Genomic DNA, 11218 nt, shown 5'->3' on the forward strand with positions numbered 1-11218 from the left:
GCTCGCGGACAGCGCCGGGCTGTTGCCCGCGGCACCCACGTCGCGGGCGCGCTCCTCCCCCGGCAGGGTGAGCAGCAGCTCGCCGCCCCCACTCAGGGTGATCCTGTTGGCGGCCACCTGACTCGCCCCGGGGGTCTTGGCCAGGTAGCCGTCGACCCGGGCCTGCAGGCTCTCGGCCTGGGAGCTGTCCAGTCCGAGGCTGCGGGCCTGCGCCGAGAATCCCGCGCGAGCGGCGCCCGGGTCGGTCGCAGCGGGGGCGGCGGACGCAGCGGGGGCGACGCACACCGCCAGGGCTGCGGCGACGGCGACGGGTACGGCCAGCAGACGCTTCTTGATGGTTCCCACGTGCAGGCGTTCCATCATGCAACCTCCTTGCGGGGTCCTTCGGAGGTCCATCGTGTCCGGGCGCGGTGGCTGGGGTCTTGTAGGAATGCGTACCGCCGGTTGCCCGGTCTCCGCCGTCACCGGGCCGGCCGCCCGCCTGGTGATCGGCCCCGGCCGGCCCGGCCCGTCGGCGTGCGTTGATCACCGGGCCGGCCGGGCGCCCGGCCGAGGGCGATCGCCAGGGCCGCTCCACGTCGACCGTCGGCTGCCGCTGCTCCCTGACCGGGCGGGGGTTCGGAAAACCGAACCCCCGGTTCGGGGGGCCGCACCATCGATCGGTGCGCGGCGGCCGCCCAGGATGGCGGTATGAACGGAACGACGCAGACCACCGGTACCGTGGCCGCCGCGAGGGCGGACGAGCTGTACCGCGAGTACGGACGCGGCAGCGCCGCGGTGCAGGCACTTCGCGGGGTGTCCGTGGCCTTCGCGCCGGGCACCTTCACCGCGGTGATGGGGCCCTCCGGCTCCGGGAAGACCACCCTGCTGCACTGCCTCGCCGGGATGGACCGGCCCACCCGGGGCACCGTCCGGTGGGGCGACACCGAGGTGTCGGGGCTGCCCGAGCGGCGGCTGGCGGAGCTGCGGCGCAGCCGGGTCGGGTTCGTGTTCCAGGCCTTCAACCTGATGCCGGCCATGACGGTCGCCCAGAACGTGGAGCTGCCCGGCCGGCTGGCCGGGCAGCGGCCCGACCGGCGTCAGGTGCTGGACGCGCTGGCCCGGGTCGGCCTGGCCGGGCGCGAGCGGCACCGGCCGGGGCAGCTCTCCGGCGGTCAGCAGCAGCGGGTGGCGATCGCCCGGGCCCTGGTCTCCGGCCCCGAGGTGCTGTTCGCCGACGAGCCGACCGGCGCCCTGGACCGGTCCACCGGGCACGAGGTGCTGGCCCTGCTCCGGTCCGGGGTGGACCGGGACGGCCGGACCTGCGTCATGGTGACCCACGACCCGGTGGCCGCCGGGTACGCGGACCGGGTGCTGATGCTGGCCGACGGCCGGGTGGTCGACGAGTTGGAGCGCCCCACCGCCGCCGAGGTCGGCGAGCGCCTGAGCCGGCTGGGCGGGTGAGCGCGATGACCTCCCTCGTTCTCGGACAGCTGCGTCGGCGTCCGGCCGCCTTCGCCGGAACGGCGGTCGCCCTGCTGCTCGCCGTCGCCGCGGTCACCCTGTTCGGCTCCCTGTTCGCCGCCGATCTCGCCACCCCCGCGGCCGTCCGGAAGGCGTCCGCCGGGCCGGGGCTGATGGTGATCGCGGGGGCGTTCGGCGAGATCGCCGTCCTGGTGGCGTTCTTCGTGGTGGTCAACGCGCTGGGTTTCGCGCTCCGTCAGCAGCACCGTGAACTGGCGCTGCTGCGCACGGTCGCGGCGACGCCCCGGCAGACCCGGCGGCTGGTGCGCGGCGAGGTCCTGGTCACCACCCTGCTGGTGACCGGGCCGGGCTGGGCGCTCGGCGCGGTGGGCGCCCGGTGGTTCCTCGCCGCGCTCCAGCGGCGCGGCATGGCGTCGCCGGCCGTCCGGGTGCCGGGGACGCCGGTGCCGATGCTGGTCGCCCTCGCCGTCGTACTGCTCGTCGGGCTGGCGGCCTCCGCCGTCGCGGCCCGGCGGATCTCCCGCATCGCGCCCGCGGCGGCGCTGACCGCGAGCTCGACCGAGCACGCGCGGACCGGTGCGCTGCGGCTGCTCGCCGGTGCCTGCGCGCTGGTGGGCGGTGTCCTGCTGCTGCGGCTGTCGGCGACGCGGCCGGCCGACCAGGTGGACCGGGCGGGGCAGGCCGCGCTGCTCGCCTCGCTGGTGCTGCTGGTCGCGGTCGCCCTGGTGGGACCGTTCGCGGCACGGCTCCTGGCGGCCGTCCTGGGCGGGCCGCTCCGGGTGCTGGCGCCCGGAGCGGGCTGGCTGGCCGACGCCAACCTGCGCGGTTACGCGCGGCGGCTGTCGTCCGCGGTGGTGCCGGTCGCACTGCTGGTGGGGCTGTCGGGCACCATGTCGATCATGACGTTCATCGCCGGGCGCGCCGCGGCGGCGGGGGGCTCCGCCTCCTCCGCCTCCTCCGTGACCTCCGCCACCGACATCTGGCTCCGGCAGACCGAGCTGGCGATGCTGGTCTGCTTCGCCACCGTCTCCGTCGTCAACACCCTGATCGCCGTGACGGCCGACCGGCGCCGGGAGTTCGCCCTGCTGCGGCTGGTGGGCGCCACCCGCCCGCAGCTGCTGCGGATGCTCTCGGCGGAGGCGGTGCTGACCACCGCGGTGGGCGTCCTCCTCGGCGCGGCGGTCGCGGGCGCGGCGACCTCGGCGTTCAGCGCCGCGGTGACGGGTTCGGCAGTGCCGCCGGTGCCGGTGGCGACCTGCGGGTGGATCGTGGCGGGCGCGGCGGCACTGGTCCTGCCGGGCATCCTGGTCACCGGCCGCTGGGCGGTCGGCGGACCGGCGGCGGAGCTGGTGGGCGGCGGCCGTGACTGAACGGGCCGACCGCCCGGCCGGCGGCACGGGCGCGGGCGGGGGCGCGGGCACGGGCACGGGCACGGGCGGGGGCGCGGCCGACGACACGGGCGGGAGCGCCGCGCCCGGGTGGCGGCGTCACCTCGCCGTCCGGGGCGGGGACTGGGCCTTCGCCGTCCTCGGGCTGCCGGTCGCGCTGCTCGGCGGGTTATGCGCGATCGCGGTCCTGTACGCGGGTGTCCTGCTCTCGCTGACCGTGGTCGGCCTGCCGTTCGTCGTCCTCGCGCTGCTGGGTGTGCGCCGCCTCGGCGCACCGCAGCGGTGGCTGGTGGACCGGCTGCTCGGTGAACGGATCGAGCCGCCGCCCCCGCTGCCCCGCCCGGCGGGGGCACTGGCCCGGGGTCGGGTGGTGCTCGCCGATCCGGTCGCCTGGCGCGTGCTGCTCCACCTGGTGCTGCGCCTGCCGTTGGGCGTTCTCGGATTCGCGGCCGCCGTGCTGCTTCCGCTCGGCGGCGGGTGGCTCGTCGGCTTCCCGCTCTGGATCCGGCTGCTGGAACCCGGCCCCCGGGCGGGCGGCTGGCCGGAGTTCGTCGCGGTGCCCCTGGGCCTGGTGCTGCTGGCCTCGACGCCGGGCGCGGTCCGGGCGCTGAGCGGGGTGAACCGGCGGCTGGCCCGGGTCCTGCTCGGACCGGTCCAAGCGCAGCAGCGTGTACGGCAGTTGGAGAACGCCCGCACCGGGCTGATCGCGGCGAACACCGACCGGCTCCGCGGGCTGGAACGCGATCTGCACGACGGCACGCAGGCGCGACTGGTCGCACTGGCGATCACGCTCGCGCTCGCCGAGGACGCGCTCGGCCCGGTCGGACCGGTCGGACCGGTCGGACGGGTCGGACCGCCCCTGCCGGACCCGGCCCCCGGGCCCGGCACGCCCGCGGACGCCGCGCGACTGCGCGCGCTCGTCACCCGCGCCCGCGGGCAGACGGACGACACCATCGCCGAACTCCGGCTGCTCACCCGGGGCATCCATCCGGTGACGCCGGAGGGCGGCCTCGGCGAGGCCCTGCCCGGTCTCACCGCGACCTGCCCGGTACCGGTCGACACCCGTCTGGACCTGCGTCAACGGCCGGAGCCGGCCATCGAACAGGCGGTCTACTACTGCGTCGCCGAGTTGCTCACCAACATCGCCAAACACAGCGGGGCCCGCTCGGCCGAACTCGCGGTGCGCGCGGCCGACGGCCGGGTCCGGCTGCTGGTGCGCGACGACGGCCGGGGCGGGGCGGCACCCGGCGGCGGGAGCGGCCTGACCGGTCTGGCCGAGCGGCTGGCGGCGGTGGACGGGGTGCTGCGGGTGAACAGCCCGCCCGGCGGACCCACCACGGTCACGGCCGACCTCCCGACGGCGCTGTGAGCCGCCGTCACCCCTCCTGGTCGGCCAGGTACGCGAGAACGGCCTTCACCCGCCGGTTGTCGACGTCCGTGGCCGGCAGGTCGAACTTGGTGAAGACGGCGGCCACGTGCTTCTCCACCGCCCGCTCGGACACCACCAGCAGCGTGGCGATCGAGCGGTTGGAGTGGCCCTGCGCCATCAGCTCCAGCACCTCGCGCTCGCGCGGCGTGAGGGTGTCCACCAGCCGCCGGCGCGCGCCGCGCATCAGCCGGGTGACCACCTCCGGGTCGAGCGCCGTACCGCCGTCGGCGACGCGGTGCAGCGCGTCCATGAACTCCGAGGTCCGGGCGACGCGTTCCTTCAACAGATAGCCGATACCCGCGGCGCCGCCGGCCAGCAGCCGGGCCGCCCAGGCCGTCTCGACGTGCTGGGAGAACACCAGGATGCCCGTCCCCGGGGCGGTCGAACGGATCTCGACGGCGGCCCGGATCCCCTCGTCGGTGTGGGTGGGCGGCATCCGGATGTCCACCACGGCGACGTCCGGCCGGTGCTCGGCCACCGCGGCGAGCAGCTCGGGCGCGGTACCGGCGGTGGCCACCACCTCGCACCCCCGCGCGCCGAGCAGCTCGACCATGCCGTCCCGGAGGATGACGGAGTCCTCGGCCAGTACCACGCGCAACCGCTTGTCGATCATGACGCCATTATCGCGTCCGCCGGATCCGGCGCTCTGTCTCTCGGCTCGCCCCTCGGTTGACCGGGTTCGAGTTCGTGGTCACCTCCTCCAAACAACGGCGCGGTGGAGAACATCACGACGGCCGGTGTCAGGATGGCCGGATGCCGACCTTTCCCGCTCCCGACGGAATCCGCCTCGCCTACCGCCTCGTGGGGGAGGGCGATCCGCTGATCTGCCTCCCCGGAGGCCCGATGCAGGCCTGCGCCTACCTCGGTGACCTGGGCGGCCTGCCGACCGCCGCAGGGCGCTCCCTCGTGCTGCTCGACCTGCGTGGCACAGGGGAGTCCGAGACCCCGGCCGACCCGTCGAGCTACCGCGTCGACCGGCAGGTGGACGACGTCGAGGCGCTCCGGGCCCACCTCGGACTGGAGCGGATCGACGTGCTGGCCCACTCCGCCGCCGGCGACCTGACGCTGCTCTACGCCGGCCGGTATCCGCACCGGATCCGGTCGCTGGTGCTGGTGGCCGCCCGGGCCCGGGCGGCCGGGATCGGGTTCCCGCCCGAGGGATGGCGCGAGGCGTTCGCGCTGCGCAGCGGCGAGCCCTGGTACGGCGAGGCGGTGCCCGCCTTCGAGCGGGCGATGGCCGGGGATGCGACCGAGGACGACCGGCGGTTCCTGGACCGCCTCACCTACAGCCGCTGGGACGCGGCGGCGCAGGCCCACGCCGCCCTGGGCGAGGACGGTTGCAACGAGGAGGCCGCTCACACCTACCCCGGCCCCGGCGCGTTCGACGACGCGACCGCGGTGCGCGAGGTGCTGGCCGAGCTCGACGCGCCGGTGCTGGTGCTCGCGGGCGAACTGGACCCGTCCCCCCGTCCTGGCCAGGCAGCGGAGGCCGCGGCGCTCTTCCCGCGCGGGGAGTTCGTCGTCCAGCCGGGCGCCGCGCACGTCCCGTGGCTGGACGACCCGGAGTTCTTCGTCCGGACCGTCGGCGAATTCCTGAGCCGGGTCGCCGCGTAGTGGTCGGCTCCGGAGCCGACCCCCGAAGGACTTCCGGAGCCGACCACCGGGCGAAGAATTGCCGCACCGGGCGGTGTCCTTCGTGGCAGACCGGGTACGAAACTGCTCGTCTTTCATGATCATCAAGCGGCAGAATGGTCCGCATGACGACGATGACACGGGTAGTCACACAGCAGGCCATCGGGGGTTCCGACGTGCTGGAACTCGCCGAGACACCCCTTCCCCGGCCGGGCCCCGGCGAGGTCCTTGTGCGCGTACGGGCCACCGGCATGAACCCCGCGGACTGGAAGGTCCGCATCGGCAAGGTGGACTTCTTCGGCCCACCGCCGTTCGTGCTGGGCCACGAGTTCAGCGGAACGGTCGAGGGTACCGGCGAAGGCGCGACCCGCTTCGCGGTGGGCGAGGAGGTCTACGGCTGGACCGTCCCGCCGCGGGGCAGCCACGCCGACCACGTGGTGGTGACCGAGGACCGGATCGCGCCCAAGCCGCGCACCCTCGACCACGTCGGCTCCGCGGCGCTGCCGATCTCCGGCTTCACCGCCTACCAGGCCCTGATCACGCTCTCCGATGTCCGGCCCGGCCAGCGGGTGCTGATCCACGGCGCGGCCGGCGGCGTCGGCCACCTCGCCGTGCAGATCGCCAAGGCCCGGGGCGCGTACGTCATCGGCACGGCCAGCGCCGCCAAGCACGACTATCTGCGCGGACTCGGCGCCGACGAGCTGGTCGACTACAGGGTGGAGGACTTCTCGGTCCTGCGCGGCATCGACGCGGTGCTGGACACCGTCAGCAACGACTACGGCCCGCGCTCCCTGCTCACCCTCAAGCCGGGCGGCATCCTGGTCGACGTCGTCGGCGTCGGCGTGGACCGCACCGAGGTGACGGCCCGCGCCGCGGAACTCGGCATCCGTTTCGTGGAGTTCTTCCTGGAACCGACCCCCGCCGTGCTCACCGCTTTCGCCGAACTCGTCGACACCCACGGCGTACGCCCCACGATCTCGGAGACGCTCCCGCTCGCCGAGGCCGCGAAGGCCCACGAGCTCAGTGAAACCGGCCGGGTGCAGGGCAAGATCGTCCTTGTACCGTAGTTCCGACGTGCTGGATCCGTCAGGTCGAGAAGGTGGCTGCCCCGGCTCTGGCTGAACTCGCCGGGCCCGGCGCCCGGTTTCCCGCTTCTCCACGCCATGGGCCCCGACCAGCCGCGTCTGGTCGGGGCCCATGCCGTCCGGGTTGGGCCGCGCGCAGGCAGGTCGTACCGGCGTTGGTCGTACCGGCGTTGGTCGTACCGGCGTTGCCGACGCCGGCGCCGTCCAGGTCGGGACGATCAGGAGATTGCGAGGTGACCGCTTCCGATCCGCCGCCGTTGGTCCGCACGAGGGCGGATGCCCCGTGCCGGGCGGGACCGGGTCGACCGGGACCACCGGCCCGTCACCGGGTCCTTCGGGCCCTTCTGGTGACCGGCCCCCGGACGGGAGATTCGGAGCACGCCCCTCACCACCGCCCGTCCGTGCAGCGACAAGGAGCACCGCCGTGAACAGCACCCACCAGCCCGAGGGTCCGCCCGCGCCGCCGTGCGGCCACCTGCGCCGCACCCTGGGACGGGAGCGCAATCCGGTCAGCCGGGCCGTCGACCGGGCGCGGAGCCGCGCCGTGGTGCTCACGGTTCTCGGGGTCGTGCTCGCCGGGCTTCTCGGGGCCGGGGCCGCCGCCGTCCGCCTCACCGCCGAACAGCAGCGGACCACGGTCGCGACCGCGCTCCTGTACCGCGTCGAGGCCCTGGTCGCGGGCTCCGCCCGGAAGGCGGAGGCCACCGTGTTCGGGGGGAGGACCGCCTACCGCGCGGACGCCGCGTGGGACTTTCCCGCCGGCCGGACCAACACCGGCGTCATCGACGTCCCCCGGAACACCGAGCCCGGCGCCGCCATCGGGATCTGGGTCGACCGGGACGGCCACCTGGCCGCCACGCCCCCGAGCACCACCAGCCTGGTGGCCGACGCCGTGTGCCTGGGCCTGTTCCTCTTCGGCCTGCTCAGTGTCCTCGCCGCCGCCGGTCTCCGCGTACGGCTGAGTGCGCTCGACCGTCGGGCCGACCGGGCCTGGACGCGGGCCTGGGCCCGGCTGGAGCCGGTGTGGAGCGGCCGAGCCCCGCGCGACAGCCACCAGGACTGACCCGGGGCGGCACCACGGCCCCGGCGGAACCCGCCCGGCGCACCCCGGCAGCCCGGCAGCCCGGCAGCCCGGACGGAACGAACAGAACGGACGGAACGAACGGACGGAACAGGGCCGTCCGGCCCTATCGGAACCACCCCCGACCACGCCAGACTTCGCGAAGGTTTCACACGACCCGCCACCAGGGCGGGCCCACGGGGTTGGAGTGCTCATGATGGAGAGTCCGGCGGCCGGGACGCACGGCCCGGTCAAGGTGTTCCTGCTGGACGACCACGAGGTGGTCCGCAGGGGCGTCCACGACCTGCTGGACGCCGAGACCGACCTCGAGGTGGTCGGCGAGGCCGCCACCGTCGCGCAGGCGCTCGCCCGGGTCCCCGCGCTGCGCCCCGACGTCGCGATTCTCGACATGCGGCTGCCGGACGGCGACGGGGTGACCGTCTGCCGCGAACTGCGCTCCCGGATGCCCGACCTGGCCTGCCTGATCCTCACCTCCTTCGACGACGAGGAGGCGCTCCTGGACGCCATCATGGCCGGGGCCTCCGGCTACGTCCTCAAGCAGATCAGCGGCACCGACCTGGTCTCCGCCGTACGCACCGTCGCCGCCGGCCAGTCCATGCTCGACCCCGGCGCCACCACCCGGCTGATGGCCCGCCTGCGCGGCGACGCCACCCCCGCGCCGAGCTCCGACCTGCCCCAGCTCACCGACCGCGAGCGGGAGGTCCTGGCCCTGGTCGGCGAGGGGCTCACCAATCGCCAGATCGGCCAGCGGCTCTACCTCGCCGAGAAGACCGTCAAGAACCACATCTCCCGGCTGCTGGCGAAGCTCGGAGTGGAACGGCGCGTCCAGGCCGCCCTGATCGCCACCCGGACCCTGGACGGCCACCCCCGGCCGGCCGAGCGGCCCAGCCGCTGAACCCGACGCCGAACCGGCCGCTGAACCGACCGACCGGGGCGCCCGACCGGGCAGGTCCGGTCGGCAGCCCACCGGGGACCAACGGCCTCTCCCCCGGGCCCCGGTGCGCGGGCACCATCGATGTCATGACACCTCACTCCACGACGCTGGACGAGTGGGAATGCCGACGACGCCTCGCCGGCCTCGCCGTCGGCCGGGTCGTCTACACCGTCGACGCGCTGCCCGCCGTCCGCCCCGCCCGTTACCGCCTCGGCGCCGACGGCAGCGTGCTGCTGAGCGCCGGCGCCGAGTCCGAGCTGATCCGCGCGGTGTCCGGCGCGATCGTCGCCTTCGAGGCAGGGGAGCTCGACGCCGCGGAAGGCAGCGGCTGGAGCGTGACCGTCCTCGGCCGCGCCGACGTCCTGCCGGTGCGGACCGCGGACGGTCCGACCGGTACGGTCACCGTCCGGATCCTCCCCGAACTGGTGAGCGGCCGCCTGTTCCCGCCGACACGCCCGGCCGGGCCCTGACCGCACTCAGGCGGTCCGGGCACCGAACCCGACCGCCCGGGAGCCCGGTCAGTGCACGAGGGGCACCGACCAGGCCAACCGGGTACCGCCGGCCCGGGACTCGCCGGCTCGAAGGATCCCCCCAGGCTCCCGGCACGCTCAGCGAGGTTGCCCAGCCCGCTGCTCCGCCCCTGCGCCGCGACGCCCACCCCGACGCCCACCCCGTCGTCCTGCACCGTGAGCAGTACCCGCGACCCGGTCGCCTGCGGCACCACCTCGACCCGCCCGGCGCGTTGCGTGCCGGGCGGCGTTGCTCAGCGCCTCGCCCAGGACCGCCACCACGTGGTCGGCCACCTCCGCCGGCACATCCGTGTCGGGCAGGCCCTCCATGCTCACCCGGGGCGGGAAGCCCACCGCCGCCTGCGCCGCCTCGGCCACCCGCACCACCCGCGACCGCAGCCCCTGGGCGCCCTCCGCCTCGCGCGCCCGCAGCCCGAAGATCGTGGACCGGGTGATCTTGGTCGTCTCGTCCAAGTCCCCCACCGCCCTCAGCACCCGGTCGGAGACGCCGGCGTGGTCGATCAGCCGGGCGGCGCTCTGCAGGGTCGTCCCCGTCGCGAACAGCCGCTGGATCGCCAGGTCGTGGAGGTCACGGGCGATCCGGTCGCGGTCCTCCAGCATCACCAACCGCTCGGCGTCCCGGCGCCGCTCGGCGAGCTCCAGCGCCAGCGCCGCCTGGTCCGCGAAGCCCAGCAGCGGACCGATCTCCCGGTCCGTGAACGCCGACTCCGCCGTCCGCCGGGCCAGCAACAGCACACCGTCCACCGGACCGCCCGCCCGGTTCAACGGCACCGCCACCGCCGGTCCGAGACCGTCGTACCGCCACGGCCCGGCCGGGTACCGCGGATCGCCGGCCAGGTCCACCGTGGCCGCCGGAGTGCCCTGCGCGCACGCCTCGCCCGCCGGCGTGCCCGCCAGCGGCACGTCCAGGCCCAGCCTCCCGGCCGCGTCCCCGCCCAGCGCCAGCTCCACCCGCATCGTCCCCGTCCCCGGCACGGGCACCGAGACGTCCGAGAGCTCCGCACCGGTGATCTCCCGCGCCCGACGCGCGATCAGCTCGACCACCTCCGAACGGGCCCGCCCGACAGCAGACCGCGGGTGATCTCCGCACTCGTGCCGAGCCGGCGCTGCTGACCCTGCGCCTCCTCGTACAGCCGGGCGTTGTCGATCTCCACCCCGGCCGCGACCGCCGGCGTGGAGATCACCGACTCGTCGTCGGTGTCGAACTCCTCGCCGGAAGGCTTGTCGGTCAGGTACAGGTTGCCGAACACCTCCTCGCGCACCCGCACCGGCACTCCGAGGAACGCCCGCATCACCGGATGGTGCACCGGGCAGCCGTACGACGACGGGTGCTCCGAGAGGTCCGCCAGCCGAAGCGGCTCCGGTCGGCGGACCAGCTCCCCCAGGAGGCCCCGGCCCGTCGGATAGGGGCCGATCACCCCGAGTGCCGCGTACCGGGCGTCGACCAGTACGGCGGCCGCCTCCACGATGCGCCGAAGCACCTGCGTCAGGTCGAGCTCCCGGCCCACCGAGAGGACTACCTCCAGCAGACTGTGCAGCCGGTCCCGGGTGCCCCGGGCCGCGTCGATCCTCGCCTGGACGGACGGGCGGACGGGCGGACGACCGGCCGGCGACGCCGCGGCGAGAGCGCCACGGGTGCCGGCGAACAGCTGGGCCGGGCGCGCCCGAGGTCGCC

General features: G+C 75.3%; 9 protein-coding genes and 2 pseudogenes. 8 read left to right on the forward strand and 3 right to left on the reverse strand.

What is annotated here, in order from left to right; all coding sequences use genetic code 11:
* Window positions 1-363: pseudogene (locus tag SM793_RS35290) on the reverse strand (hypothetical protein); the annotation flags it as partial.
* Between the two features lie 327 nt (window positions 364-690).
* Here SM793_RS35290 and SM793_RS35295 point away from each other — a divergent pair.
* From SM793_RS35295 to SM793_RS35305, 3 genes are all read left to right on the forward strand, one after another.
* Window positions 691-1443, forward strand: coding sequence for an ABC transporter ATP-binding protein (locus tag SM793_RS35295; protein ID WP_320442429.1), 753 nt, complete (start codon window positions 691-693; stop codon window positions 1441-1443).
* A 5-nt stretch (window positions 1444-1448) separates the two neighbouring features.
* Window positions 1449-2834, forward strand: a complete 1386-nt coding sequence (locus SM793_RS35300; protein WP_320442430.1) for an FtsX-like permease family protein — start codon at window positions 1449-1451, stop codon at window positions 2832-2834.
* Window positions 2835-2997: 163 nt separating this feature from the next.
* Complete coding sequence (locus SM793_RS35305) at window positions 2998-4221, forward strand: sensor histidine kinase (RefSeq protein ID WP_413816107.1); 1224 nt, start codon at window positions 2998-3000, stop codon at window positions 4219-4221.
* 7 nt (window positions 4222-4228) lie between these two features.
* Here SM793_RS35305 and SM793_RS35310 read toward each other — a convergent pair whose 3' ends face one another.
* Entirely contained in the window at window positions 4229-4894 is a 666-nt protein-coding gene (locus SM793_RS35310; protein ID WP_320442432.1) for a response regulator transcription factor, read from the reverse strand.
* Window positions 4895-5034: 140 nt separating this feature from the next.
* Between SM793_RS35310 and SM793_RS35315 the strand changes: the two genes are divergently transcribed.
* The 5 genes from SM793_RS35315 to SM793_RS35335 all read left to right on the forward strand — a co-directional run bounded on the left by SM793_RS35315 (window position 5035) and on the right by SM793_RS35335 (window position 9483).
* Window positions 5035-5895, forward strand: a complete 861-nt coding sequence (locus tag SM793_RS35315; RefSeq protein WP_320442433.1) for an alpha/beta hydrolase — start codon at window positions 5035-5037, stop codon at window positions 5893-5895.
* A gap of 143 nt (window positions 5896-6038) precedes the next feature.
* Window positions 6039-6980, forward strand: coding sequence for an NADP-dependent oxidoreductase (locus SM793_RS35320; RefSeq protein ID WP_320442434.1), 942 nt, complete (start codon window positions 6039-6041; stop codon window positions 6978-6980).
* 442 nt (window positions 6981-7422) lie between these two features.
* Complete coding sequence (locus tag SM793_RS35325; protein ID WP_320442435.1) at window positions 7423-8061, forward strand: hypothetical protein; 639 nt, start codon at window positions 7423-7425, stop codon at window positions 8059-8061.
* 211 nt (window positions 8062-8272) lie between these two features.
* Window positions 8273-8974, forward strand: a complete 702-nt coding sequence (locus SM793_RS35330) for a response regulator transcription factor (protein ID WP_320442436.1) — start codon at window positions 8273-8275, stop codon at window positions 8972-8974.
* 125 nt (window positions 8975-9099) lie between these two features.
* Window positions 9100-9483, forward strand: a complete 384-nt coding sequence (locus tag SM793_RS35335) for a pyridoxamine 5'-phosphate oxidase family protein (protein WP_320442437.1) — start codon at window positions 9100-9102, stop codon at window positions 9481-9483.
* A 48-nt stretch (window positions 9484-9531) separates the two neighbouring features.
* On the opposite strand, the pseudogene SM793_RS35340 reads toward SM793_RS35335, so the two are convergent.
* Window positions 9532-11111 (reverse strand): annotated as a pseudogene (locus SM793_RS35340) (GAF domain-containing protein).
* Window positions 11112-11218 lie beyond the last annotated feature (107 nt).

Origin of the sequence: Kitasatospora purpeofusca, assembly GCF_034043715.1 — a bacterium.
In the GTDB taxonomy this organism is placed as follows: Bacteria; Actinomycetota; Actinomycetes; order Streptomycetales; family Streptomycetaceae; genus Kitasatospora; species Kitasatospora purpeofusca_A.

What these genes read in the sequence shown, in the direction of transcription:
- SM793_RS35335 (WP_320442437.1), top strand. Translation starts at nt 9,100, where the DNA reads ATGACACCTCACTCCACGACGCTGGACGAGTGGGAATGCCGACGACGC.
- SM793_RS35315 (WP_320442433.1), top strand. Translation starts at nt 5,035, where the DNA reads ATGCCGACCTTTCCCGCTCCCGACGGAATCCGCCTCGCCTACCGCCTC.
- SM793_RS35300 (WP_320442430.1), top strand. Translation starts at nt 1,449, where the DNA reads ATGACCTCCCTCGTTCTCGGACAGCTGCGTCGGCGTCCGGCCGCCTTC.
- SM793_RS35320 (WP_320442434.1), top strand. Translation starts at nt 6,039, where the DNA reads ATGACGACGATGACACGGGTAGTCACACAGCAGGCCATCGGGGGTTCC.
- SM793_RS35295 (WP_320442429.1), top strand. Translation starts at nt 691, where the DNA reads ATGAACGGAACGACGCAGACCACCGGTACCGTGGCCGCCGCGAGGGCG.
- SM793_RS35310 (WP_320442432.1), bottom strand. Translation starts at nt 4,894, where the DNA reads ATGATCGACAAGCGGTTGCGCGTGGTACTGGCCGAGGACTCCGTCATC.
- SM793_RS35330 (WP_320442436.1), top strand. Translation starts at nt 8,273, where the DNA reads ATGATGGAGAGTCCGGCGGCCGGGACGCACGGCCCGGTCAAGGTGTTC.